Annotated in this window: 22 protein-coding genes and 1 tRNA gene; 17 read left to right on the top strand and 6 right to left on the bottom strand. The window is 65.6% G+C overall.

Annotated elements, in window-relative coordinates; genetic code table 11:
- The first annotated feature begins 146 nt into the window (after positions 1 to 146).
- The 9 genes from BLR24_RS15005 (at position 147) to BLR24_RS15045 (ending at position 10,250) form a co-directional block, all read left to right on the top strand.
- Positions 147 to 1,688: a sigma-54 interaction domain-containing protein gene (locus BLR24_RS15005; RefSeq protein WP_093018273.1), complete on the top strand. Its 1,542-nt coding sequence runs from the start codon at positions 147 to 149 to the stop codon at positions 1,686 to 1,688.
- Between the two features lie 415 nt (positions 1,689 to 2,103).
- Positions 2,104 to 3,291 (top strand): substrate-binding domain-containing protein, encoded by a 1,188-nt coding sequence (locus BLR24_RS15010; RefSeq protein ID WP_093018137.1) that lies wholly within the window; start codon positions 2,104 to 2,106, stop codon positions 3,289 to 3,291.
- A 168-nt stretch (positions 3,292 to 3,459) separates the two neighbouring features.
- Complete coding sequence (locus BLR24_RS15015; RefSeq protein WP_093018139.1) at positions 3,460 to 4,917, top strand: extracellular catalytic domain type 2 short-chain-length polyhydroxyalkanoate depolymerase; 1,458 nt, start codon at positions 3,460 to 3,462, stop codon at positions 4,915 to 4,917.
- Between the two features lie 39 nt (positions 4,918 to 4,956).
- Positions 4,957 to 5,724, top strand: coding sequence for an ABC transporter ATP-binding protein (locus BLR24_RS15020; protein WP_093018141.1), 768 nt, complete (start codon positions 4,957 to 4,959; stop codon positions 5,722 to 5,724).
- 136 nt (positions 5,725 to 5,860) lie between these two features.
- Positions 5,861 to 6,589, top strand: coding sequence for an ABC transporter ATP-binding protein (locus BLR24_RS15025; protein ID WP_093018143.1), 729 nt, complete (start codon positions 5,861 to 5,863; stop codon positions 6,587 to 6,589).
- A gap of 151 nt (positions 6,590 to 6,740) precedes the next feature.
- Positions 6,741 to 7,724 (top strand): branched-chain amino acid ABC transporter permease, encoded by a 984-nt coding sequence (locus BLR24_RS15030; RefSeq protein ID WP_093018145.1) that lies wholly within the window; start codon positions 6,741 to 6,743, stop codon positions 7,722 to 7,724.
- Between the two features lie 16 nt (positions 7,725 to 7,740).
- On the top strand, positions 7,741 to 8,808 hold the full coding sequence (locus tag BLR24_RS15035) for a branched-chain amino acid ABC transporter permease (RefSeq protein WP_093018147.1): 1,068 nt from the start codon (positions 7,741 to 7,743) through the stop codon (positions 8,806 to 8,808).
- Positions 8,805 to 9,692 carry an alpha/beta fold hydrolase gene (locus BLR24_RS15040; RefSeq protein WP_093018149.1) on the top strand — a complete coding sequence of 296 codons (888 nt, stop codon included), beginning with the start codon at positions 8,805 to 8,807 and terminating at the stop codon, positions 9,690 to 9,692. The genes BLR24_RS15035 and BLR24_RS15040 overlap by 4 nt, the downstream gene beginning before the upstream one ends.
- Before the next feature lie 51 nt (positions 9,693 to 9,743).
- Positions 9,744 to 10,250: a DUF1993 domain-containing protein gene (locus BLR24_RS15045; RefSeq protein WP_093018151.1), complete on the top strand. Its 507-nt coding sequence runs from the start codon at positions 9,744 to 9,746 to the stop codon at positions 10,248 to 10,250.
- Here BLR24_RS15045 and hemH read toward each other — a convergent pair.
- A complete protein-coding gene (hemH, locus tag BLR24_RS15050) occupies positions 10,247 to 11,281 on the bottom strand; it encodes a ferrochelatase (RefSeq protein WP_093018153.1) in 1,035 nt (344 codons plus the stop codon). The genes BLR24_RS15045 and hemH overlap by 4 nt on opposite strands.
- Before the next feature lie 15 nt (positions 11,282 to 11,296).
- On the opposite strand from hemH, the gene BLR24_RS15055 reads away from it, so the two are divergent.
- Positions 11,297 to 12,028 (top strand): HAD family hydrolase, encoded by a 732-nt coding sequence (locus BLR24_RS15055; RefSeq protein WP_055806207.1) that lies wholly within the window; start codon positions 11,297 to 11,299, stop codon positions 12,026 to 12,028.
- A gap of 9 nt (positions 12,029 to 12,037) precedes the next feature.
- Here BLR24_RS15055 and BLR24_RS15060 read toward each other — a convergent pair whose 3' ends face one another.
- Genes BLR24_RS15060 through hpnC form a run of 5 tightly spaced genes read right to left on the bottom strand, consistent with a single transcriptional unit; the run spans position 12,038 to position 15,681 of the window.
- Positions 12,038 to 12,343 carry an NIPSNAP family protein gene (locus BLR24_RS15060; protein ID WP_093018155.1) on the bottom strand — a complete coding sequence of 102 codons (306 nt, stop codon included), beginning with the start codon at positions 12,341 to 12,343 and terminating at the stop codon, positions 12,038 to 12,040.
- A 35-nt stretch (positions 12,344 to 12,378) separates the two neighbouring features.
- Positions 12,379 to 12,681 (bottom strand): hypothetical protein, encoded by a 303-nt coding sequence (locus tag BLR24_RS15065; protein WP_093018156.1) that lies wholly within the window; start codon positions 12,679 to 12,681, stop codon positions 12,379 to 12,381.
- Positions 12,678 to 13,937 carry a hydroxysqualene dehydroxylase HpnE gene (gene hpnE, locus BLR24_RS15070; RefSeq protein WP_254787309.1) on the bottom strand — a complete coding sequence of 420 codons (1,260 nt, stop codon included), beginning with the start codon at positions 13,935 to 13,937 and terminating at the stop codon, positions 12,678 to 12,680. The genes BLR24_RS15065 and hpnE overlap by 4 nt, the downstream gene beginning before the upstream one ends.
- Complete coding sequence (hpnD, locus tag BLR24_RS15075) at positions 13,934 to 14,773, bottom strand: presqualene diphosphate synthase HpnD (RefSeq protein ID WP_093018159.1); 840 nt, start codon at positions 14,771 to 14,773, stop codon at positions 13,934 to 13,936. Before hpnD ends, hpnE begins: the two co-directional genes overlap by 4 nt.
- Positions 14,770 to 15,681, bottom strand: a complete 912-nt coding sequence (hpnC, locus tag BLR24_RS15080) for a squalene synthase HpnC (protein WP_093018161.1) — start codon at positions 15,679 to 15,681, stop codon at positions 14,770 to 14,772. The genes hpnD and hpnC overlap by 4 nt, the downstream gene beginning before the upstream one ends.
- Before the next feature lie 149 nt (positions 15,682 to 15,830).
- On the opposite strand from hpnC, the gene BLR24_RS15085 reads away from it, so the two are divergent.
- From BLR24_RS15085 to clpX, 7 genes are all read left to right on the top strand, one after another.
- Entirely contained in the window at positions 15,831 to 17,675 is a 1,845-nt protein-coding gene (locus BLR24_RS15085; RefSeq protein ID WP_093018163.1) for a potassium transporter Kup, read from the top strand.
- Between the two features lie 99 nt (positions 17,676 to 17,774).
- Positions 17,775 to 18,968: an efflux RND transporter periplasmic adaptor subunit gene (locus BLR24_RS15090; protein WP_093018165.1), complete on the top strand. Its 1,194-nt coding sequence runs from the start codon at positions 17,775 to 17,777 to the stop codon at positions 18,966 to 18,968.
- Positions 18,965 to 22,120, top strand: a complete 3,156-nt coding sequence (locus BLR24_RS15095) for an efflux RND transporter permease subunit (protein WP_093018167.1) — start codon at positions 18,965 to 18,967, stop codon at positions 22,118 to 22,120. The genes BLR24_RS15090 and BLR24_RS15095 overlap by 4 nt, the downstream gene beginning before the upstream one ends.
- 99 nt (positions 22,121 to 22,219) lie before the next feature.
- Positions 22,220 to 22,306, top strand: a tRNA-Leu gene (locus tag BLR24_RS15100).
- 26 nt (positions 22,307 to 22,332) lie between these two features.
- Positions 22,333 to 23,649 carry a trigger factor gene (tig, locus tag BLR24_RS15105; protein ID WP_093018168.1) on the top strand — a complete coding sequence of 439 codons (1,317 nt, stop codon included), beginning with the start codon at positions 22,333 to 22,335 and terminating at the stop codon, positions 23,647 to 23,649.
- Between the two features lie 132 nt (positions 23,650 to 23,781).
- Positions 23,782 to 24,390 (top strand): ATP-dependent Clp endopeptidase proteolytic subunit ClpP, encoded by a 609-nt coding sequence (clpP, locus tag BLR24_RS15110; RefSeq protein WP_055806230.1) that lies wholly within the window; start codon positions 23,782 to 23,784, stop codon positions 24,388 to 24,390.
- A gap of 121 nt (positions 24,391 to 24,511) precedes the next feature.
- Entirely contained in the window at positions 24,512 to 25,777 is a 1,266-nt protein-coding gene (gene clpX / locus BLR24_RS15115; RefSeq protein ID WP_055806233.1) for an ATP-dependent Clp protease ATP-binding subunit ClpX, read from the top strand.
- Positions 25,778 to 25,804 lie beyond the last annotated feature (27 nt).

The raw sequence follows: 25,804 nt of genomic DNA on the forward strand, positions 1-25,804 counted from the left end.
ACCATTGTGGGCAATCAAACGATTGATTTACTTATGCCAGCATGAGGGCTTTCTTCTGACTGTCCGGCCAATGCGCATTTTGGGCATTTTGCAAAGGCGCATTGATGCTCGATTGGCAGGCGATTGATGCGCGCTACGATCCGCCCATGTCTGCTGTTCCGCCCGTTTCCGCACCGCCCGCTTTGCCAACTCTGCCTCTGGATGCCGACGGCATCCTCGCGCTGGCGGCGCGATCGATGTTCCATCTGTTCTCTAGCATCAGCCAAGGCATGTTCCTGGTCGACCGCAGCGGGCGCATCGTGTGGGTCAACGAAGGTTACCGGCGCTTCCTGCCGGCGCTGGGCTTCTCGTCGATAGATGAGTTCATGGGCCACATGGTCGAGGACGTCATTCCCAACACGCAGATGCGGCGCGTGCTCGAAACCGGCGAGCCGATCCTCGTCGACCTGCTCACCAACAAGGCGGGTACTTTCGTTGTCAGCCGCATTCCGCTGCGTGCCGAAAGCGATGGGCGCGAGGGCAGGGCGGGAGAGGTCATCGGCGCCATCGGCATCGTGCTGTTCGACCAGCCCGAAACCACGCTGCAGCCGCTCATCAGCAAGTTCGCTCTGCTGCAGCGCGACCTGGACGACGCACGGCGCGAGCTGGCGAGCCAGCGCAACAACCCGCTGTACCAGCACGCGGCCGACGGGCAGCGCCGCTCCAAGTACACCTTTGCCAGCTTCATCGGCAGCAGCCCCGCGGCGGTGGAGGTGAAGCGCCATGCGCGCCGCGCCGCACAGTCCACGAGCCCGGTGCTGCTGCTCGGCGAAACGGGCACCGGCAAGGAGCTGCTCGCGCATGCGATCCACGCATCGTCGGCGCGAGCCAAGGGGCAGTTCGTCAGCGTCAACATCGCGGCCGTGCCCGACACGCTGCTGGAGGCCGAATTCTTCGGTTTCGCGCCTGGAGCCTTCACGGGCGCCGATCGCCGCGGCCGCGAAGGCAAATTCAAGCTGGCCGACGGCGGCAGTCTTTTTCTCGACGAGATCGGCGACATGCCGCTCGGCCTGCAGGCCAAGCTGCTGCGAGCGCTGCAGGAAGGCGAGATCGAACCGCTCGGCTCCAACAAGCTGGTGCCCTTCGATGCGCGCGTGATTGCCGCCACGTCGCGCGACCTGCCCGAGCTGGTGCGCCGCGGCCAATTCCGCGAAGACCTGTACTACCGCCTCAACGTGCTGCCGCTGCGCGTGCCGCCGCTGCGCGAGCGCCGCAGCGACATTCCGGCGCTGGTCGAGGCATTGGGCGAAGACATGGCGCTGCGCAGCGGCGAGGCGCCGCCCGAACTCACGCCCGATGCGCTGGCGCTCTTGGCCGGCCAGCACTGGCGTGGCAACATCCGCGAGCTGCGCAACGTGCTGGAGCAAGTGACCATGCGCAGCGACTCGCAGCGCATCGATGCGGCGCAGCTCGAACGCATCCTGCGCGAAGCGGGGCTGGATCAGATCGCGCCGCCCGATGTCCTGCACTCGTCGGGCGACGAAGAGGCGGCGCTGCTGCGGCCGCTGGCGCAACAGGTTGCGGAACTGGAACAGAAAGCCATTGCCGCTGCGCTCGCGAGCACAGGCGGCAACAAGCTCGCGACCTCGCGGCTGCTCGGCATTTCACGCGCGACGCTGTATGAACGGATGACGAATCCGGTTCGCTGAAGCACTCGAATGATGGTGCGAGAGGGGGGCCGCCGGCGCAATGGCGGCAGCCAAAAAAAGACCCGCCGAAGCGGGTCAGGGGCAGCCCCCGCGTCGGAGGGAGGAGGGAGAGGTAGCCAGGGGTGCCAAGTGCCAATGTAGGCAGGAATCTGGGAGAAATATGGGTGCCGTACCGTCGTCCTGTTTCCTGTCGCTCGTAGTCCGAAAATTGGCTGAACAGTGGCGGCGATCTGCGAGTGAATCTTCTCGAAAACCCTGACTGACAAAAATACAAATGCCTGAATATCAGGCATCGAGAGTGTTCCTAAACCAGGCGAAATCGGTTCTTCTCCAATGAAGAATCCTTTGTTATCAATGGTTTGGGCGTGTGGCACGAACTGTGCAATATTCAGTCACCTATTTAAGGAGACAAAGAATGAACCGTCGCCACCTCGTCGCCCTGGCCGCACTTGCCACCTGCGCCGCCGCAGCCCCTGCTTGGGCCCAGTCCAACGAAATCCGCATCGCGCACATCTACAGCAAGACCGGTCCGCTCGAGGCCTATGGCAAGCAGACGCAGACCGGCTTCACGATGGGCCTGGATTACGCCACCGGCGGCACGATGACGGTCAACGGCAAGAAGCTGGTGGTCATCGAGAAGGACGACCAGGGCAAGCCCGACCTTGGCAAGTCGCTGCTGGCGGCCGCGTATTCCGACGACAAGGCCGCGCTGGCGGTGGGCCCCACGGCTTCTGGCGTGGCGCTGGCCATGCTGCCGGTGGCCGAGGAGTACAAGAAGATTCTGATCGTCGAGCCGGCGGTTGCCGATTCGATCACCGGGGACAAGTGGAACAAATACATCTTCCGCACCGGTCGCAATTCGAGCCAGGACGCCATCTCCAACGCGGTGGCCATCGACAAGGCCGGCGTGACCGTGGCCACGCTTGCGCAGGACAACGCCTTCGGCCGCGACGGCGTGAAGGCCTTCGGCGCCGCGCTCAAGAAGGCGAAGCTGGTGCACGAGGAATACCTGCCACCCGCCACCACCGACTTCACGGCCGGCGCGCAGCGCCTGATCGACAAGCTCAAGGACCAGCCGGGCCGCAAGATCATCTGGATCGTCTGGGCTGGCGCGGGCAATCCGTTCAAGATCGTCGACCTGGACCTGAAGCGCTACAACATCGAGATCGCGACGGGCGGCAACATCCTGCCGGCCATGGCGGCCTACAAGAACCTGCCGGGCATGGAAGGGGCGGCGTACTACTATTTCGGCATCCCGAAGAATCCCGTGAACGAAGCCCTCGTCGCGGCGCACTACAAGGAATACAAGACGCCGCCGGACTTCTTCACAGCCGGCGGTTTCTCGGCCGCGATGGCGGTGGTCACCGCGCTCAAGAAGACGGGCGGCGACACCAGCACCAACAAGCTCATCAGCGCCATGGAAGGCATGAGCTTCGACACGCCCAAGGGCAAGATGACCTTCCGCAAGGAAGACCACCAGGCGATGCAGTCGATGTACCACTTCAAGATCAAGAACGATCCCGCCTTTGCATGGGGCGTGCCGGAGCTGGTGCGCGAGATCAAGCCCGAAGAGATGGACATCCCGATCAAGAACAAGCGCTGATCGGCACCCCGATACCGCGGTCCTGAGGCCGCATCCCTTTCGCCCCGGCATGGCCGCCGGGCGGAGCGCCAGCCTGCGCCTTTGTAGCGGATGCGGCGGCGCAACCAATGGCCCATTCGTCAGCAATCAAGCAAGCGTTCGATACACCTACAACAGAAGGAGACAGCGATGGCAGCGATGCGATGGAACTGGAAGGGACTGGCCGCGGCTGCGGCGATGGCGGTTGGTGCGCACGCCGGAACGGCGACGGCGGCGGTGCCGCTGCCGTCTCTCGGCGCAAACCCAGCGGAGGTGAGCGTGTCCGGCCTCTCGGCCGGCGGCTTCATGGCCGTGCAATTGCACGTGGCCTATTCGGCCACCTTCAAGCGCGGTGCCGGCGTAGTGGCCGGCGGGCCGTACTACTGCGCAGAGGGCTCGGTGGTCAATGCCACCGGCCGCTGCATGGCGCACAGCACCAGCATTCCGGTGTCGACGCTCGTTAGCACCACCAACAGCTGGGCCGCCAGCGGCGCTATCGATCCGGTGTCGAACATGACGGGCTCCAAGCTGTACCTGTTTTCCGGCACCTCGGACAACACCGTCAAGCAGGCGGTGATGGACGACCTGAAGACCTACTACCAGAGCTTCGTGCCCGCGGCCAACACGGTCTACAAGAACAACATCGGGGCCGGCCACGCGATGGTCACCGACGACTTCGGCGCCGCTTGCAGCACCACCGCTGCGCCCTATATCAACAACTGCGGCTTCGACCTCGCGGGCGAAATTCTTCAGCAGCTCTACGGGCCCTTGAACCCTCGCAACAACGGCACGCTGGGCGGCACGTTCACGGAGTTCAACCAATCGGAGTTCATCACCGGCCACGGGGTGGCAGCCACCGGCTGGATCTACGTGCCGCAGGCCTGCACCACGGCATCTTGCCGCGTGCATCTGGTGTTGCACGGCTGCAAGCAGAACTACACCGACGTGAGCGACCAGTACGTGCGCAAGACCGGCTACAACCGCTGGGCCGACACCAACAACATCGTGCTGATCTATCCGCAGACCAGCACGGCGGCCACCAACAGCTGCTGGGACTGGTGGGGCTACGACAACGCGAACTATGCGAAGAAGTCGGGCCCGCAGATGGCGGCGCTCAAGGCCATGGTCGATCGCGTGACCGGCTCCGGCGGCGGCTCGGCACTGCCGGCACCCACCGGCGTGGGCACATCCGGCGCAACCAGCAGCAGCATGGTGATCGGATGGAACGGCGTCTCCGGCGCCGGCGGCTACAACGTCTATCGCGGCGGCAGCCAGGTCAACGCCGCGCCGGTGGCCGGCACCAACTACACCGACAGCGGACTGGCCGCGTCGACCACCTACAGCTGGACCGTGGCGGCATTGGACGCCAGCAACGCGCAGGGCGCGATGTCGGCCGCGGCCACGGGCACCACGCTTGCCGGAAGCAGTGGAGGTGGCACCTGCTACACCGCCAGCAACTACGCGCACACCGTGGCCGGGCGCGCCTATGCGCTGTGGGGCCTCACTTATGCCTACGGCTCCGGGCAATCGATGGGGCTGTGGAACATCTACGTCACCACCACGCTGAAGCAGACCGGCCCGAACTACTACGTGATCGGCAGCTGTTGAGCGCCGATCTACACCGACATTCATTTGCAATGACCAACGATGCTTGAGACGAAAGACCTGACCATCCGCTTCGGCGGGCACGTGGCCGTCAACAGCGTGAGCTGCGCCTTCGCGCCGGGCACGCTGACAGCCATCGTCGGCCCCAACGGTGCGGGCAAGACCACGTACTTCAACCTGATCTCGGGTCAGCTCAAGGCGAGCGCGGGCACGGTGTCGCTCGATGGGCATCCGCTGTCGGGCCTGTCGCCTTCAGCGCGCACGCATGCGGGGCTGGGGCGGGCCTTTCAGCTCACGAACCTGTTTCCCAACCTCACGGTGCTGGAGAACGTGCGCCTTGCGGTGCAGGCCACGCGCGAAGGCGCGCACCGCTGCGGACTCAACCTGTGGAGCATCTGGAGCGACCACAAGGCGCTGACCGAGCGCGCCGACCAGATCCTGGCCGACGTGGCGCTGAAGTCGCGCGAACATGCGACCGTGGCCAGCCTGCCGCACGGCGACCAGCGCAAGCTGGAGGTGGCGCTCCTGATGGCGCTCGAGCCCAAGGTCTTCATGTTCGACGAACCGACGGCCGGCATGAATGCCGCCGAGGCACCCGTCATCCTCGACCTGATCCGCAAGCTGAAGCAGGACAAGACCAAGACCATTCTCTTGGTCGAACACAAGATGGACGTGGTGCGCGAACTCGCGGACCGCATCATCGTGCTGCACAACGGCACGCTCGTGGCCGATGGCGAACCGGCCGAGGTGATTGCCTCGCCGGTGGTGCAGGAGGCGTACCTCGGCATCGCGAAGGAGGCCGCTGCATGACGCGCCCGATGAATTTCTCCCTCCCCCTCCGGGGGAGGGCAGGGGTGGGGGCAAGCGGCCTTCACACCGCCGCGGCCCTTCAAGCGCCGCCTGCCCCCATCCCAGCCTTCCCCCGGAAGGGGAAGGAGCAAGACCGATGACACACCAGAACCTGCTGACCCTCGAAGGCGTGCATACGCACATCGGGGCGTACCACATCCTCCATGGCGTCGACCTCGCGGTGCCCAAAGGCCAGCTCACCATGCTGCTGGGCCGCAACGGCGCGGGCAAGACGACCACGCTTCGAACCATCATGGGCCTGTGGCATGCGTCGGAGGGCCGGGTGCGCTTCGGCGATAAAGACATCGCCGCCATGCACACGCCGCAGATCGCGGGGCTTGGCATTGCCTACGTGCCCGAGAACATGGGCATCTTCTCCGACCTCACTGTGAAGGAGAACATGCTGCTCGCCGCGCGCGGTGCCAAGAATGCCGCGCAGATCGACGACACGCGATTGAAGTGGATCTTCACGCTATTCCCCGCGGTCGAGAAGTTCTGGAACCATCCGGCCGGCAAGCTCTCGGGCGGCCAGAAGCAAATGCTCGCGGTGTCGCGCGCCATCGTCGAGCCGCGCGAGCTGCTGCTGATCGACGAGCCCAGCAAGGGCCTCGCGCCCGTGATGATCAACAACATGATCGATGCGTTTGGCGAGCTCAAGCGCAGCGGCGTGACGATCCTGCTGGTGGAACAGAACATCAACTTCGCCCAGCGCCTGGGCGACAACGTCGCGGTGATGGACAACGGCCGCGTGGTGCACAGCGGCAGCATGGCGGCGTTCTCCGCGGATGCGCAATTGCAGCAATCGCTGCTTGGACTGGCCCTATGAAGTATTCGACGTTTTTCTCCCTCCCCCTTTGGGGGAGGGTTGGGGTGGGGGCTCGCGGCCTTCGATACAGCGCGGCCTTGCAAGTGCCGTCAGCCCCCATCCCAGCCTTCCCCCGGAGGGGGAAGGAGCAAGAGAAGAAGGGAGCGCAGCAATGAAGGCGCTCGACTTCGACTGGAAGCCGCTGCTTCTCGCACCCATCCTCGCACTGGTCGCGCTGCCACTTACGGGTTCCTTCTCGACCTGGCTCACGCTCACAGTGGCGGGCCTGGCGATGGGCATGATCATCTTCATCATCGCGTCGGGCCTCACACTGGTGTTCGGCCTCATGGATGTCCTGAACTTCGGCCACGGCGTGTTCATTGCGCTCGGCGCCTTCGTGGCCAGCAGCGTGCTCGGCCTGATGGGCGACTGGACGGGTTCGGGCGAGCTGTGGCGCAACCTCGTCGCCGTATTCCCGGCGATGCTGGTGGCCATGGCGGTGGCCGGTACGGTCGGCCTCGCGTTCGAGCGCTTCATCGTAAGGCCGGTGTATGGCCAGCATCTGAAGCAGATCCTCATCACCATGGGCGGCATGATCATCGGCGAAGAGCTCATCAAGGTGATCTGGGGGCCAGCCCAGGTGCCGCTGCCGCTGCCCGAAGCCTTGCGCGGCTCGCTGCTGATCGGCGATGCGGCCATCAGCAAGTACCGCCTGCTTGCTGTGGCGGTGGGCATCGCGGTGTTCGGCCTGCTCGCATGGACGCTGAGTCGCACCAAGATCGGCCTCCTGATCCGCGCCGGCGTGCAGGACCGCGAGATGGTCGAGTCGCTCGGCTACCGCATCGGCCGGCTGTTCGTCGGTGTGTTCGTGGTGGGCAGTGCGCTGGCCGGCCTGGGCGGCGTGATGTGGGGCCTGTTCCAGCAGAACCTGGTGCCGCAGATGGGCGCGCAGGTCAACGTGCTGATCTTCATCGTGATCATCATCGGCGGGCTCGGCTCGACGGGCGGGGCACTGATCGGTGCACTGCTGGTTGGGCTCATGACCAATTACATCGGCTTCTTGCTGCCCACGCTCACGCAGTTCGCGAGCATCCTGCTGATGGTGGCCGTGCTGCTGTGGCGTCCGCAGGGCGTGTACCCGGTTGCCAACCGCTGAGAAAGAAGAAGCCGCCATGTTCCTGAAACGACTTCTCTCCAACGACACGCCGAGGAGCCGCCTGCTGGCGCTGCTGCTGGTGGCGCTGTTCATCGCGCTGGCGTTCGCGCCTTTCATCTTCCCGGGCGTGAAGGCGCTCAGTGTCGCGGCCAAGATCCTGGTGTTCGTGGTGCTGGTCGCGAGCTTCGACCTGCTGCTGGGCTACACCGGCATCGTGAGCTTCGCGCACACCATGTTCTTCGGCATCGGGGCCTATGGCATCGCCATCTCGGCTTCGCGGATCGGTCCCAGCTGGGGCGCGGTGCTGCTGGGGCTCGCGGCATCGCTCGCGATCTCGCTGGTGCTCTCGTTCGCCATCGGTCTGTTTTCGCTCAGGGTGCGTGCGATCTTCTTCGCGATGATCACGCTGGCGGTGGCTTCGGCGTTTCAGACGCTGGCTTCGCAGCTGTCGGATTTCACGGGCGGCGAAGACGGGCTCACCTTCAAGCTGCCCGAACTGATTTCGCCGAGCTTCGAGTTCTCCGAAGAACCTTTCCTCGGTGTCTCGCTCGATGGCCGCCTGCTGTGCTACTACATGCTCTTCGTGGCGGCGGTGGTGTTGGTGCTCGCGCTGCTGCGTATCGTGAATTCGCCCTTCGGCCGCGTGCTGCAGGCGATCCGCGAGAACGAGTTCCGCGCCGAGGCCATCGGCTACCGCGTGGTGGTGTACCGCACCACGGCGGCCGTGCTGTCGGCCCTGTTCGCCACGCTGGCCGGCGCGATGCTCGCCATATGGCTGCGCTACAACGGGCCCGACACGTCGCTGAGCTTCGAGATCATGATCGACGTGCTGCTGATCGTGGTGATCGGCGGCATGGGCACCATCTACGGCGCGGCCATCGGCGCGGTGCTGTTCGTGCTGGCGCAAAGCTATTTGCAAGATCTGCTGCGCGTGGGCAGCGAGGCCGCGAGCGGGTTGCCGTGGCTTGCGGCGCTGCTGTCGCCCGACCGGTGGCTGCTGTGGTTGGGGGTGCTGTTCGTGCTCTCGGTCTATTATTTTCCGACGGGCATCGTCGGCAAGCTGAGGGCGAGGGCTGCACGATGAGCAACGATCTTCCCGTTCCGGTGTCCCGCTATGCCCAGCTTGCTGGCCGCGAAATCCATTGGCTCGACTGGGGTGCGCCCGATGCACCGGTGATCATCGCGTGGCATGGCCTCGCGCGCACCTGCCGCGACATGGACGAGCTGGCACAGCACTTTGCCGCGCGCGGCTTCCGCGTGATCTGCCCCGACACCATCGGCCGTGGGCTGAGCCAGTGGAGTCCGCTGCCCGACGAGGAATACCAGCTCTCGTTCTACGCCCGCATGGCCGCTGCGCTGTGCGACGAGCTGCGCCTGGGCCGCGTGCACTGGGTCGGCACCTCGATGGGCGGTGCCATCGGCACGGTCTGCGCGTCGGGCCTGTTCGAGCCGCGCATGAGGGCGCGCATTGCGAGCCTGGTGCTCAACGACAACGCGCCGCAGCTCGCGCAGGCGGCCATCGAGCGCATCCGCGCCTATGCGGGCGAGCCACCCGCATTCGACACCGTGGCCGAGCTCGAACTTTTCTTTCGCACCGTCTACAAGCCCTACGGCTGGCTCAGCGATGCGCAATGGCGCCGCCTGACCGAGAGCTCCACGCGCCGCCTGCCTGACGGCCGTGTGACGCCGCACTACGACCCGGCGATGGTTCGTCAGTTCAGCGCGCACGACAACGACTACCTGATCTGGCCGCACTACGACGTCATCGAGGTGCCGGTGCTGTGCCTGCGCGGCGCGGAATCGGACCTGGTGCTGCCCGAGGTCACGCAGCAGATGCAGCAGCGGGGGCCGGGCGCCGCCGGGTTGCTGAAGGTGATTGAAATCCAGGGGTGCGGCCACGCGCCCGCGCTCAACGTGCCCGAACAACTGGATCTGATTGAAGGGTTTATCCGGGCCGCTGGCCGCTAGGCGCGAGTCGGCGAGACAATCGCCGCCGATTCCAACCACAAGGATTTCCCCATGGCGCTTTCGCTGTACGACCTTTCCGTGCCGGTCTTCTCGCGCGGGCTCGGCCAACTCACCCACGTGCTCGAGAAGAGCCTGGCGCACGCCAGGGCCAACGACATCGATCCGGCGACGCTGGTGGATGCGAGGCTTGCACCCGACATGATCACGCTGGCCGGCCAGATCCAGCGCGCGAGCGATGCGTCGAAGCTTGGTGTGGCGCGCATCTCGGGCATCACGGCACCGAGCTTTCCCGATGAGGAGAAGACGTACGACGAACTGCTGGCCCGGATCGCGAAGACACAGGATTTCCTCGCCACCGTGGACCGCACGCTGATCGACGGCCAGGAGGAACGCCAGGTAACCATCAAGGCGCGCGAAGGCGAGGCGCAATTCACCGCGCAGCGCTACCTGCTGCAGTTCGCGCTGCCCAACTTTTTCTTCCATGTGACCACGGCCTACGACGTGCTGCGCCACAAGGGCATGCCCATCGGCAAGATGGACTACCTGGGCAAGTTCTAAGTACTGGCGGGGCGCTGCGTGGGCCAGCCCGCGAGGTTGCGTTCCGCGATGCCCGCCAGCGCGGTGATCCAGGCAGGGCTGTCGTTCAGGCACGGGATGTAGCTGAAGGCTTCTCCGCCCGCATGCATGAAGGCCTCACGGCCCTCCATCGCAATTTCTTCCAGCGTCTCCAGGCAGTCGGCCGGAAAGCCCGGGCACACCACGTCGACCCGCTTGACGCCGCTCGCGCCGAGTTCACGCAGGGTGGGCTCGGTATAGGGCTCGAGCCACTTGGCGCGGCCGAAGCGCGACTGGAAGGTGACGCGGTGCTGCGCGGCCGATACCCCGAGGCGAGTGGCAAGCAGGCGTGCGGTTTCGAGGCACTGCGCCTGGTACGGATCACCGAGCGCGATGTTGCGCGCTGGAATGCCGTGGAAACTCATCAGCAGCACCTCGCCGCGGCCTTCGGTCTTCCAGTGGCGCTCGATACTTTGCGCAAGCGCCTCGATGTAGGCCGGATCGTCGTGGTACTGGTTGACGAAACGAAACTCCGGAATGCGGCGCTGGCGGCGGCTCCAGTCGTTCACCGCATCGATCACGCTGGCCGTGGTGGTGGCCGAGTATTGCGGATAGGCCTGCAGCACCAGCACGCGCGCTGCGCCTTCGGCCTGCAGCGCGTCGAGGCGCGAGGCGATCGACGGGCTGGCGTAGCGCATTGCATCGCGCACCGACACGCGGTGCCCGCGTTCGCCGAGCCAGCCGGCAAGCAGGGTGGCCTGCTTCTGCGTCCACACCTTGAGCGGCGAGCCCTCGGCCATCCAGATGCTCGCGTACTTGGCGGCCGACTTGGCGGGTCGCACGCGAAGGATGACGCCGTACAGGATCACGGCCCAGAGCAGCTTCGGAATTTCGACCACGCGCGGGTCACCGAGAAATTCCGCAAGGTAAGACCGCACGGCGGGCGTGGTGGGGGCATCCGGCGAGCCGAGGTTGCACCAGAGTACGGCGGTGCGCGCGGCGATGGAACTGTTGTTCCCGTTGTCTTGAGGCATGCGATATTCTCGGGCATGACTTCCGTTTCCACGGCGCTGGCGGGCGCTGAGCCACTCGACATCAAGCGCATCTCCGCGATCTCGCTCGACCTGGACGACACCCTCTGGCCCATCTGGCCGACCATCGAACGTGCCGAGACCGTGCTGCAGGAATGGCTGCTGCGCGAAGCCCCCAAGACCGCATCGCTGCTGCTGAACCCCGGCGTCCTGCGCGAATTGCGTGAAGCCACCGCCAAGGAACGTTCGGACCTAGCGCACGACCTGAGCGCGCTGCGCCGCGAATCGATTCGCACGGCACTGAAGCGCTCGGGCGAAGACCCGGCGCTGGCCGACCCGGCCTTCGATGCCTTCTTTGCCGAGCGCCAGCGCGTAACGCTGTATGAAGACGCGCTGCCGGCGCTCAAGTGGCTCAGCGAGCGCTATCCGCTGGTGGCCATTTCGAACGGCAATGCCGACATCCACCTGACCGGCGTGGGCCGCTGGTTTCGCACCGCATTCAATGCGCGCGCCTTCGGCAGCGGCAAGCCGCATGCGCCGATCTTCCGCGCCGCGGCCGCGTCAGTCGGCCTGCTGCCGAAGGACGTGCTGCACGTGGGCGACGACGCGGAGCTCGACGTGGTCGGCGCGCTCAACGCCGGCATGCAGGCCGCCTGGCTGGTGCGCGACGAGCGCCCCTGGGTGCACGGGGCGCGTCCGCAACTGATCGTGCCGAACCTCCACGCGCTGTGCGTGGCACTCGGCGCTTGAGTTCGCGCTTTACGAGAACACGGGCCGGAAGAAGCTGCGCTCGTAGCTGAGGATGCAGCGGGTGTCCTCGGCGTACTTGAACGCAGCCTGGCACTCAGCATCCTGCATCGAATCGGCGCGGTACTGTTCGTAGGCTGCGAAGCTCGGAAAGCTGAACATCGCAAGCGCCACATTGTTCGCACCCTCCGACGGCAGGAAGTAGCCGTGGTGCTGGCCGCCGAATTTCTCGACCAGCGGAATCCAGAGCTTGCCGTAGTGCTCGAATTCCTTGAGCTTGTACGGATCGACGATGTAGCGCAGGTAGCAGGTGACCATGTTTCTCTCAGTGAATGGGGAGCGGCAGTCGGGTTTCAGTCCAGTTTGAATTGCTCGCGCAGCGCCGCGCAGAAATCGGCGGTGCCGCTGAGCGAGAAGGTCACGGTGTCGAGGTCCGGCGCTTCCCGGGTTTGCTGCAAGTCGAAATCCCATGCCGCTCCGTCTGCCAGTGCGCCTTGCGCATCCGGGAAGGTGGCGTTGGCCCAGGCCAGAACTTCCGCGACTTCGGCCAGCACCTCGCGTGTTTTCGCGGGCGCGGTCGAAGCCATGGCGTCGAAGGTGCCGTGGCCTTCGGTGTCCTCGCTGTAGTCGAAATCCAGGTAGCGCAATTCGGTCATGGTGATGTCAATGCCTTGGCGGCGGCCAGTCCGCTCAGGACTGCGCCTTCGAGTGTCGCGGGGTAGGGGCCTTCGGTGTAGTCGCCGCAGGCCTGCAGGCCGGGTGCGATGGCCGCGGGCGGCCGTACGAGCCCGGGCGTGCAGGCAAAGGTGGCGCGCTTCTCGACCACGGTCTGCACAGGCTGCAGCGCGGTCTGGCCCAGCTGGGTTGCGGCTTGTGCCATGGCCTGATGTTCCAACGCCTCGCGCGGAGTTTCGTTCGCGCTGACGACCATGGCAAGCACGCCCTCGGGTCCGCCGAGCTGGCCACGGTCGAACACGAACTGCGCCGGTGCGGTGTCGGGGCGGCTGCGCAATGCCAGCATCGGTTCCGCCAGCGGCGTGGCGCCGCGCAGATAGACCGTGGCGATGGCCTCGAAGCGCAGGGCCTCGGTGGTCTCGCACCAGCGCTGCGCGGGCAGGCCGGACGCGCGGACGAGACGCGCGGCATCCCATGGCGCACAGGCCAGAACCACGCGGTCGAATCGCTCGCCGTCGACTCGCCATGCAGCGCCCTCGGTCCAGATCGCGTGCACGCGGATGCCGATTCGCAGCGTGGCCTCATGCTGAGCGAGCCACGCCAGGGCTGCATCGGGAAAAAGCGCACCAAGGTCGACGCGCGGCAGCAGCAGGTCGGCCCCGCCGCTGCCGCTGAAGAGCGCGTCGTGCAGCACCCGCAGGAACACCTCGCCGCTCGACTGATCGACCGGCGTGTTGAGTGCGGAGACGCACAGCGGCTCGATCAGCTCTTCCATCACGCGCGGCGTGAGCCCGGCGCAAAGCGTGGCTACGCTGGTGCCCGGGTCGCAGCGAAACCCGCGCAGGCGCCATTGCACCGCGGTGCGCAGCAGGGTGGACTTGTCCCGCCACGACCAGCCGCGCGCCGTGAAGATGCCGACCAGCAGATCGAGCGGCGCTGGCAGCCTCGACAGCTTCAGCCCGCCGCCGTCGGCAAAGCGCAGCGAGAGCGGCAGCCGGAGCAGGGCCTTGTCGATGTCGACGCCCACCTCGCGCATCAGCTTCAATGTGGCGGTGTAGGCGCCGATGAGGATGTGCTGCCCGTTGTCCAGCGTCAGCCCATGCATGTGGTCGACGCGCCGCGCGCGCCCGCCCGCCATGTGCGCGGTCTCGAACAGCGTCACGGCATGGCCGAGCCGCGTGGCTTCGACGGCGCAGGCAAGGCCAGCCCAGCCGGCGCCGATGACGGCGGTCTTCAAATGCTCCCCAGCGCCTGGACTTTCCATGCCAGCCAGAACTTGCGCACCGGCGTCAGGCTCACGCGCTGGTTCAGCACCTGGAAGTCGTCGCGCTCGATCTCGCGCAGCAGCGTGCGGTAGATGCTGGCCATCATGAGGCCGGGCTTTTGCGCGCGGCGGTCCGCGGCGGGCAGCAGGGCCAGGGCTTCGTCGTACGCCGCGTGCGCGCGCTGGGCCTGGAACTTCATGAGCGCCACGAAGCGTTCCGAATGCACGCGGTTGAGAATCTCGTGCGCCTTGACGTCGAACTTCTGCAGTTCGTTCACGGGCAGGTAAATGCGGCCGCGCAGCGCGTCCTCCCCTACGTCGCGAATGATGTTGGTGAGCTGCAGTGCCAGCCCCAGCTTGTGCGCATAGGCGGTGGTCTGCGGATCGGTCTGGCCGAAGATGCGCGCCGCGACTTCGCCCACCACGCCGGCGACCAAATGGCAGTAGCGCGCGAGGCCGGGAAAGTCCAGGTAGCGGGTCTGGTCGAGGTCCATCTGGCAGCCGTCGATCACCTCGTTCAGCTGCCTGGGCTCGATACCGTAGGCGGTGGCATGCGGCACCAGCGCCTGCATCACCGGGTGGCGGGGCGGGCCTGAAAAAGACTGCGCCACCTCGGTGCGCCACCAGGCGAGCTTGGTGGCCGCCACGCCGGGGTCGGTGACCTCGTCGACCACGTCGTCGATCTCGCGGCAGAACGCATAGAACGCCGTGATCGCGGCGCGCCGCGGCTTGGGAAGAAATAGAAAGGCGTAATAGAAACTGCTGCCCGAGGCGGCGGCCTTGTCTTGTACGTATTGCTCGGGAGTCATCGGAGGGGCGCTTTCATGGGCGGCAATTGTCTCCGCATCCGGAGCGCGCGCCAGGCCAGCAATGGCGCATCGGTCTTGCTGATCTTGGGGCGCTGCGAGAAGGTGTCGAAGCCCAGGTCTTCGATCTTGTCGAGGATGCGCAAGCCGCCCTGGACCACGAAGCGCAGTTCCCAGCCGGCGCGGCCCGGCAGGCGGTGGACCAGCGGGGCGCCCTGGGCCATGAGCTCGCGCGCCCAGGCGCTTTCGACCGCGATCAGATTGATGGCTTCCTGCGGCGGCGGTGCATCGGCCAGCGGCATGAATGCCTTGAAGCTTTCGCGCGTCAGGCCGCGCCGGGCACAGTCGGCCAGCGGCGGATAGAAGCGGCCGCGCGGCAGGTCCACGCTCGGGTCCTGCCAGAAATTGATGAGTTGCAGGGCGCTGCAGATGGCGTCGCTTTGCGCCAGCGCCTCGGCATCGTGCACGCCGTACAGGTGCAGCAGCAGGCGCCCGATCGGGTTGGCGGAGCGGCGGCAATAGTCGAGCAGCTCGGCGCGGTCGGCGTAGCTTCCGCCGCCCTGCGTCTTCTCGATGTCCTGCATGAAGGCGCTCAACAGGTCGGCGAGCAATTCTTCGGGCAGCGAGAACTGCGCGATGCTGTGCGCCAGCGGCCCGAACACGTACGGCCAGCGCGAGGCGGCCGGCACGCTGCCGCGGGCAGCGGCGCGGAGCTCTTCGCGGTAGGCGCGAAGATCGGCCAGCCGCTGGTCCGGCGAGGCGTCGCCTTCGTCTGCGATGTCGTCCGCGGTGCGCGCGAAATGGTAGATCGCGGCAATCGGCGGTCGCAGATGGGGCGGGCACAGCCAGGAGGCCACTGGAAAATTCTCGTAATGCGCCGGCGGCGCGGCAATGTGGGAAGGTTCAGGCACGCGGCGATTGTCCGCGACACGTGGCGCGCACTATGCTCGCGGCGTCACCTCCGATCCAATCCCACGATTTCATGAATGCACAGGCACAGATCCCCGCTGCCCAGAGTCCAACGCACGGCGAGGCGTCTCATGCGGCAGGGCCGGGCCTGATGATCGCGGCACTGGGCGTGGTGTTTGGCGACATCGGCACCTCGCCGCTCTATGCCTTCAAGGAAACGCTGAACCCCGAGCACGGCGTGGGGTTCACGCCCGATACGGTGCTCGGCCTGCTCTCGCTCATCTTCTGGGGCCTGATGTTCGTGGTCACGCTCAAGTACGTGGTGTTCGTGCTGCGCGCCGACCACGACGGCGAGGGCGGCATTCTTGCGCTGCAGGCGCTTGCCCGCAGCGCGGCCGGAGGCTCGAAGACCCGGCCGTGGCTGTGGAATGTCATCGGGGCGCTCGGCTTGGTAGGGGCGGCCATGTTCTATGGCGACAGCCTGATCACGCCGGCCATTTCCGTGCTGTCGGCGGTCGAGGGGCTGGAGGTCCAGGCACCCGTGCTGAAGCGCGCGGTGATTCCGATCACCATCCTCATCCTGCTTGGGCTTTTTGCGGTGCAACGCAAGGGGACCGGGGTGGTGGGCAAGGTGTTCGGGCCGGTCATGATGCTGTGGTTCGGGGTGCTGGCCCTCGCGGGCGGATGGCAGGTGCTGCAGCATCCGCAGGTGCTGGCGGGGCTCGACCCGCGCCGGGCCATCGGTTTCCTGGTCGAGCACCGGCTGCAGTCGATGGGGGTGCTGGGCGCGGTATTTCTTGCCTTTACCGGGGGCGAAGCGCTCTACGCCGACATGGGGCATTTCGGCGCGCGGGCGATCCGGCTCGCCTGGCTCTTCATCGCGCTGCCCGGGCTGGTGCTGAACTATTTCGGCCAGGGCGCGCTGGTGTTGGCGGATCCCGCCGCCGTCGACAACCCGTTTTTCCGGCTCTTTCCTGCCTGGGGCGTTTTGCCGATGGTCGTGCTGGCCGCCATGGCCACCGTGATTGCCTCGCAGGCCGTGATCTCGGGCGCCTTTTCGCTCACAGCCCACGCCATGCGCATGGGCTACCTGCCGCGCATGCGGGTGGTGCAGACCTCGGGCGCGGCCATCGGCCAGATCTACGTGCCGGTGGTCAACTGGCTGCTGATGACCGGGGTGCTGCTGCTGGTGCTGGGTTTTCGCAGTTCGGGCGAGCTGTCGGCGGCCTATGGCATTGCGGTGTCGATCACGATGGTGACCACCACGCTGCTGGCCGGCGTCGTGGCCTGGGGGCTGTGGCGTTGGAACAGGGTGGCAGTGGTGCTCGGGGTGGTGGCTTTTGCCGTGGTCGACCTGACCTTCGTGGCGGCCAACAGCCTCAAGGTGGCTGAAGGCGGCTGGCTCACGCTGGCGGTGGCGGCGGGAGTGATGGTGCTTTTCACGACCTGGGCCAAGGGTCGTCGGCTGGGGCTGGAGGCCGCCGCGGCCGAAAGCCTGCCGCTCAAGCCTTTCTTCGAATCGCTGGCGCTCGACATGCCGCACCGCGTCAGGGGCACGGCGGTGTTCCTGAATGCCGACGCCACGGCGGTACCCCACGCCTTGCTCCACAACCTCAAGCACAACCAGGTCCTGCACGAGCAGGTGGTCGTGCTGCGCGTGCTGGCTTGCGACACCCCGCGCGTCGATGCGGTCATCCGCATCGAGGCCGAGCATCTGATGGATGGCATCTGGGTGGTCACGGCGCGCCACGGCTTCATGGAGCGGCCCGACGTGCCCGAGTTCATGCGGATATTGGCCTACCAGAAGGGGCTGGCCATCGATTCGATGAAGACCTCGTATTTCGTCTCGCGCGCGTCGGTCGGGGAAGAAACCCTTCCGGGCATGAACCCCGTGCGCCGCGTGCTCTTTGGCTGGCTGCAGCGCAACGCGGGCAGGGCGTCCGACTATTTCGAGCTTCCCGACAACCGCCTGGTCGAGATGGGACAGCGAACCTAGCGAATCTTGGAACTCCGAGATTGACAGTCCCGGAGGTTTACCCTAGATTACTAACCAGTGGGTCAGTAATGACCGGGTTCGACCTTTCCAGGGTGTCTCATGACCGCCTCTTCCGGCTTTTCTCCTGCCCGCGGCGCCATTGCATGGCTGCTGCTTCCCGCCTTGTTCCTGGTCGGCTGTTCGCAGTCCAAACCAGCCGAGGAACCCGTGCGCGCGGTCAAGCTGGTGACGGTGGGCACCAGCGACATCGACGCACAGCCCGAGTTTTCGGCCGAGGTTCGGGCGCGCGTCGAATCGCGCCTGGGATTCCGGGTGGCGGGCAAGATCACCAAGCGCCAGGCCGAACTCGGCCAGCACGTGCAGGCCGGCCACGTGCTGGCCCAGCTCGATCCGCAGGACTACCGGCTGGCAGCCGAAGCGGCACGGGCCCAACTGGCCGCGGCCCAGACCAACCGCGATCTCGCGGCGGCCGACCTCAAGCGCTATCGCGAACTGCGTGAGCAGAACTTCATCAGCGGCGCCGAGCTGGAACGCCGCGAGTCCACCTGGAAGGCCGCACAGGCGCAGCTCGAACAGGCGCAGGCCCAACTTTCGTCGCAAGGCAACCAGGCCAGCTACACCACGCTGGTGGCCGACGTGGCCGGGATCATTACCGCCATCGAGGCCGAGCCGGGCCAGGTGGTGCAGGCCGGCACGCCAGTCGTCCGCATTGCGCAGGACGGCGCGCGCGACGTGGTGTTTGCGGTGCCCGAAGACCGCGCTGCCCTGATCAAGCCCGGCTCGCCGGTCACGGTGCGCGGCTGGTCGGGCGGCGCAGAACTGCAGGGCGAGGTGCGCGAAGTGGCAGCCAGCGCCGACGCGGTCACGCGCACCTATTCAGTCAAGGTGGCGATCGACGCGGCCACGTCGCCAGCGCTCGGCGCCACCGTCTATGCCCGCCCGCAGGCATTGGCGCGCGCAGGCGGCGCGGTCATGAAGCTCCCGACCAGCGCGCTGCGCCAGGAGGGCAAGGGCACCTCGGTGTGGGTGCTGGACAAGGCGACCATGACCGTGCGCTCGCAGCCCGTGCAGGTGGCCACGGCCGATGGCAACGAGGCCGTGATCGGCGGCGGGCTCGCGCCCGGCATGATGGTGGTGGCTGCGGGCGTGCACGTGCTCTCGCCGGGACAGAAGGTCACCATCTACCAGAGCAAGGAGGCCGCCGCGGCGGCCGCCAATGCGACGCAGCCCGCGCAATCCGCCGAGGCCGTTTCGGCCACGAAGAAGGAGATCGCAGCAGGTGCCGCCAAATGACGCAGGGCGCTGCGACCACCGACAAGCCCGCAGGCTTCAATCTCTCCAAATGGGCGCTGGACCACGCGCCACTCACGCGCTACCTGATGGTGGTGCTGATGGTGCTGGGAGCCTTTGCCTACTTTCAGCTCGGCCAGGACGAAGACCCGCCGTTCACCTTCCGCGCCATGGTGGTGCGCACCTATTGGCCCGGCGCGACGGCGCAGCAGGTGGCCGAGCAGGTGACCGACAGGCTCGAGCGCACGCTGCAGGAGGCGCCCTATGCGGACAAGATCCGCAGCTATTCGAAGCCCGGCGAGTCGCAGATCATTTTCCAGATCAAGGATTCGTCCAAGCCGGGCGATGTGGCCAACGTCTGGTACACGGTGCGCAAGAAGATCGGCGATATCCGCAACACCTTGCCGCCGGGCATTCAGGGCCCGTTCTTCAATGACGATTTCGGCGATGTCTATGGCGTGATCTATGCGCTGGAGAGCGACGGCTTCAGCTACGCCGAGCTCAAGACCCTGGCCGACGAAGTGCGCCAGCAATTGCTGCGCGTGAAGGACGTTGCCAAGGTCGACCAGTTCGGCGTGCAGGACGAAAAGGTCTACATCGAGATCTCGCAGAAGCGCGTGGCGCAGTTGGGGCTCGACTTCAATGCGGTGCTGGCCCAGCTCGGCTCGCAGAACGCGGTGGAAAGCGCCGGCACGATCCAGTCGCCGCTCGACGTGGTGCAAGTGCGCGTGGCCGGTCAGTTCACCAGCGTGGAGCAGCTGCGCGAGATGCCGATCCGCGGCAGCTCCGGCAACCAGCTCAAGCTCGGCGACATTGCCGAGATTCACCGCGGCTACGTCGATCCGCCGGCCGTCAAGGTGCACCACCAGGGCAAGGAAGTCATTGCGCTCGGCGTCTCCATGGCCAAGGGCGGCGACATCATCGCGCTGGGCAAGGCGCTGCGCGCCACCACGGCAACCATCGACCAGCGCCTGCCGGCCGGCGTCAAGCTGGGGCAGGTGCAGGACCAGCCGGTGTCGGTGGCCAGCTCGGTCAATGAATTCGTCGGGGTGCTGATCGAGGCGGTGGCCATCGTGCTGGCCGTGAGCATCATCTCGCTCGGCCTGCACAAGGGCGGGCGCTTCGGCTGGTACATCGACATGCGCCCGGGGCTGGTGGTGGCCATCACCATTCCCCTGGTGCTGGCGGTGACGTTCCTGGCCATGAACTACTTCGGCATCGGGCTGCACAAGATATCGCTGGGCTCGCTGATCATCGCGCTCGGCCTCCTGGTGGACGACGCGATCATCGCGGTCGAGATGATGGTGCGGAAGATGGAAGAGGGCTACGACAAGGTCCGCGCCGCCACTTTCGCGTACGACGTGACGGCCAAGCCCATGCTCACCGGCACGCTCATCACCGCCGCGGGCTTCCTGCCTATCGGCATCGCCAAGTCGGTGACGGGCGAATACACCTTCGCGATCTTTGCAGTGACGGTGATTGCGCTGGTGCTGTCGTGGATCGTCTCGGTGTACTTCGTGCCGTACCTGGGCACGCTGCTGCTCAAGGTGAAGCCGCACGATCCCAATGCGCCGCCGCACGAACTGTTCGATACGCCGTTCTACAACACCTTCCGCCGCACGGTGAACTGGTGCGTGCAGCACCGCTGGATGACCATCGGCGCCACGGTGCTGATCTTTGCGCTGGGCATCTTCGGCATGGGCAAGGTGCAGCAGCAGTTCTTCCCGGATTCGAGCCGGCCCGAGATCATGGTGGACATCTGGTTCCCGGAAGGCACGTCGTTCCCCGCGAACGAAGAGGTGGCCAAGCGGGTCGAGCAGCGCATCATGAAGGAAGAGGGCGTGAAGACCGTCAGCACCTGGATCGGCTCCGGCGTGCCGCGCTTCTACCTGCCACTCGACCAGGTGTTTCCGCAGACCAACGTGTCGCAGCTCATCGTGCTGGCCAAGGACCTGAAGGTGCGGGAGAGCTTGCGCATCAAGCTGCCGGCCCTGCTCGCGCAGGAGTTCCCGGAAGTGCGCGGCCGCGTGAAACTGCTGCCCAACGGGCCGCCGGTTCCGTACCCGGTGCAATTCCGCGTCATTGGCACCGAGCCCGCCCAGCTGCGCGCGCATGCCGACGAGGTCAAGGCCGTGCTGCGCGAGAACGCCAACATGCGCGGCGTGAACGACAACTGGAATGAATCGGTCAAGGTGATCCGCCTCGAGGTCGACCAGGCCAAGGCGCGCGCGCTCGGCGTCACCAGCCAGGCGATCGCCCAGGCCTCCAAGACAATGTTCTCGGGCACCACGGTGGGCCAGTACCGCGAGAACGACCTGCTGATCGACATCGTGCTGCGGCAGTCGGCGGACGAGCGAGAGGCCATCTCGGACATCGGCAATGCCTATCTGCCAACCACGTCGGGCCGTTCGATTCCGCTGACCCAGATCGCGCGGCCGGTGTTCAGCTGGGAACCGGGCGTGATGTGGCGCGAGAACCGCGACTACGCCATCACGGTACAGGGCGACGTGGTCGAAGGCTTGCAGGGCGCCACGGTGACCGAGCAGCTGCTGCCGAAGCTGCGCCAGCTCGAAGCCGGCTGGCACGCGGCCGGGCAGGGCGGCTACCGCATCGAGGTGGCGGGCGCGGTCGAGGAAAGCAGCAAGGGCTCGGCCTCCATCGTCGCGGGCGTGCCGATCATGCTTTTCGCGGTGTTCACGCTGCTGATGCTCCAGCTGCACAGCTTTAGCCGCTCGGTGCTGGTGTTCATCACCGGTCCGATGGGCATTGCCGGCGTGGCGGCTGCGCTGCTGCTGCTGAACCGGCCGTTCGGCTTCGTCGCTCTCCTGGGCGTGATCGCGCTGATGGGCATGATCCAGCGCAACGCCGTGATCCTGATCGACCAGATCGAAAGCGACCGCGAGGCGGGCGTGCCGGCCTGGGACGCCATCGTCGAATCGGCCGTTCGGCGCCTGCGGCCGATCGTGCTCACGGCCGCGGCGGCCGTGTTGGCGATGATCCCGCTCTCCCGCAGCGTGTTCTGGGGGCCGATGGCTGTCGCCATCATGGGCGGCCTGATCGTGGCGACGGTATTGACCCTTCTGGCGCTGCCGGCAATGTACGCCGCAGCGTTCCGCGTCAAGCGGGAGCCGAAAGAGCTTCCGATTAGCGCTTAAAATAGCCGGTTGACCGATTTCAGGCGGACGGTCTTTGGGCAGCGGGTATCCGTTGCACCAGGGCCGTCCGCTTTTGCATTCACCTGAAAAATGGCAATAGCGCGGGTGGCGAAATTGGTAGACGCACCAGGTTTAGGTCCTGACGTTCGCAAGAACGTGCCGGTTCGAGTCCGGCCCCGCGCACCAGCCACACCCCTCACAAGGAAGACACCATGACCGTGACCGTTGAAACTCTCGAGAAGCTCGAACGCAAGATCACGCTGACCCTGCCGGTCGGCACCATCCAGTCCGAAGTCGATTCGCGCCTCAAGAAGCTCGCGCGCACCGTCAAGATGGACGGCTTCCGTCCGGGCAAGGTGCCGATGAACGTCGTGGCCCAGCGCTATGGCTACTCGGTGCACTACGAAGTCATGAACGACAAGGTCGGTGAGGCCTTCTCGCAAGCCGCCAACGAAGCCAAGCTGCGCGTGGCCGGCCAGCCCCGCATCACCGAGAAGGAAGAGTCGCCCGAAGGCCAGCTTGCCTTCGACGCGGTGTTCGAGGTGTTCCCCGAAGTCAAGATCAACGACCTGTCGGGCGCCGAAGTCGAGAAGCTCTCGGCCGAAGTGGGCGACGACGCCATCGACAAGACGCTCGACATCCTGCGCCGCCAGCGCCGTACCTTTGCCCAGCGCGCCCAAGACGCCGTGGCCCAGGACGATGACCGCGTGACGGTCGACTTCGAAGGCAAGATCGACGGCGAGCCCTTCCAGGGCGGCAAGGCCGAAGACTTCCAGTTCGTCGTCGGCGAAGGCCAGATGCTGAAGGAATTCGAAGACGCCGTGCGCGGCATGAAGGCCGGCGACAGCCGCACCTTCCCGCTGTCGTTCCCGGCCGACTACCACGGCAAGGACGTGGCCGGCAAGCAAGCCGACTTCATGGTCACCGTGAAGAAGATCGAGGCCTCGCACCTGCCTGAAGTCAACGAACAGCTCGCCAAGTCGCTCGGCATTGCCGAAGCCACTGTCGAAGGCCTGCGCGCCGACATCAAGAAGAACCTCGAGCGCGAAGTGAAGTTCCGCCTGCTGGCCCGCAACAAGAACGCCGTGATGGACACCCTGGTGGCCAACGCCGAGCTCGACCTGCCGAACGCCAGCGTGCAGTCCGAAGTGAACCGCATGGTCGAAGGCGCCCGCGCCGAGCTCAAGCAGCGCGGCATCAAGGACGCCGACAAGGCGCCGATTCCCGACGAAGTGTTCCGTCCGCAAGCCGAGCGCCGCGTGCGCCTGGGCCTGGTCGTGGCCGAACTGGTGCGCGCCAACAACCTGCAGGCCAAGCCCGAGCAGATCAAGGCCCACATCGACGAGCTGGCTGCCAGCTACGAAAAGCCGGCCGACGTGGTGCGCTGGTATTTCAGCGACAACAACCGCCTGGCCGAGGTCGAGGCGGTCGTCATCGAGAACAACGTGACCGAATTCGTGCTCGCCAAGGCCAAGGTCAACGAAAAGTCGGTGTCGTTCGACGAACTGATGGCGCAGCAGCAAGGCTGAGCGCCGCACCGTCCGGCCTGCGCCGCCGCCCGCGACGCCAATGGGGCTTGTGCTTTGCGGCACGAGCCCCATTTCACTCAGGCGTACAGTCAAATACGAACAGCGAACGAACCCCTTCCGGAGAGCAAATCAATGAGCGCACAGGAAATCACAGGCCTCGGCATGATCCCGATGGTCATCGAGCAGTCGGGCCGCGGCGAGCGGTCTTACGACATCTACTCGCGTCTTCTCAAGGAACGCATCATTTTCCTGGTGGGCGAGGTGAACGACCAGACCGCCAACCTCGTGGTGGCGCAGCTGCTGTTCCTGGAGAGCGAGAACCCGGACAAGGACATTTCGTTCTACATCAACTCCCCAGGCGGCAGCGTCAGCGCCGGCATGGCCATCTACGACACCATGCAGTTCATCAAGCCCGACGTTTCCACGATGTGCATCGGCTTCGCGGCCAGCATGGGCGCTTTCCTCTTGGCGGCCGGCGAAAAGGGCAAGCGCTTCTCGCTGCCCAATTCGAAAATCATGATTCACCAGGTGCTCGGCGGCGCGCGCGGCCAGGCCACGGACATCGAGATCCATGCCCGCGACATCCTGCGCACCAAGGACCAGATGAACCGCATCCTGGCCGAACGCACGGGCCAGCCGCTCGAAAAAGTCAAGTCGGACACCGAACGCGACTATTTCCTGACCGCCGACGAGGCCAAGGACTACGGCCTGGTCGACCAGGTCATTGCCAAGCGCGGTTGATCGGTAAAACCTGCGCCAAGGCGCCGGTGGCGCCAAAAAGGCAAAAGCGGCGTTTTCCACAAGGGAAACGCCGTTTTTGTTTCGTTATCATTGTCCCTACCCCTTTACGAGGCACCTGTCCATGGCCGATAAAAAAGGCTCCTCCAGCGAAAAAACGCTTTATTGCTCGTTCTGCGGCAAGAGCCAGCATGAGGTCAAAAAGCTGATCGCGGGCCCTTCGGTCTTCATTTGCGACGAGTGCATCGACCTTTGCAACGAAATCATCCGCGACGAGCTCCCGGCCGGTGAAGAGGCGCGCGAGGCGCGCAGCGACCTGCCCACGCCGCTGGAGATCAAGACCAACCTCGACAACTACGTGATCGGCCAGGAACCGGCCAAGCGCATGCTGTCTGTGGCGGTCTACAACCACTACAAGCGCCTGCGCCACAAGGAAAAGGCCAAGGGCGACGACGTCGAGCTCAGCAAGAGCAACATCCTCTTGATCGGGCCCACGGGCTCGGGAAAGACGCTGCTCGCGCAAACCCTCGCGCGCATGCTCGACGTGCCCTTCGTCATGGCCGACGCCACCACGCTGACCGAAGCCGGCTATGTGGGCGAGGACGTCGAGAACATCATCCAGAAGCTGCTGCAAAGCTGCAACTACGAGGTCGAGCGGGCCCAGCGCGGCATCGTCTACATCGACGAAATCGACAAGATCTCGCGCAAGTCGGACAACCCCTCAATCACCCGCGACGTGTCGGGCGAGGGCGTGCAACAGGCGCTCCTGAAGCTCATCGAAGGCACCATGGCCAGCGTGCCCCCGCAGGGCGGGCGCAAGCACCCGAACCAGGACTTTTTGCAGATCGACACGACCAACATCCTGTTCATCTGCGGCGGCGCCTTTGCCGGCCTGGAGAAGGTCATCGAAAACCGCACCGAGGCCTCTGGCATCGGCTTCGGCGCTTCGGTCAAGAGCAAGGCGCAGCGGAGCATCACCGAAGTGTTCCGTGAAGTCGAACCTGAAGACCTGATCAAGTTCGGCCTCATTCCGGAACTCGTGGGCCGCATGCCCGTGGTGGCTTCGCTCGCCGAGCTCAGCGAGGACGCGCTGGTGCAGATCCTGACCGAACCCAAGAATGCCGTCGTCAAGCAGTTCACCAAGCTGCTGCAAATGGAAGGCGTCGACCTCGAGATCCGCCCCGCGGCGCTCAAGGCCATTGCGCGCAAGGCGCTCGCGCGCAAGACCGGCGCACGCGGATTGCGCTCCATCCTCGAGCAGTCGCTGATCGACACCATGTTCGAGCTGCCGAATGCCACCAACGTCGACAAGGTTGTGGTCGAAGAATCCACAATCGATGAAAACAAGCCGCCGCTGCTCGTGTATCGCGAAGCGGCCAAGAAGGCCTGAATGAACGCGGCGCCGGCTCTTCTCACC

Source organism: Variovorax sp. OV700 (assembly GCF_900099805.1).
GTDB lineage: Bacteria > Pseudomonadota > Gammaproteobacteria > Burkholderiales > Burkholderiaceae_C > Variovorax.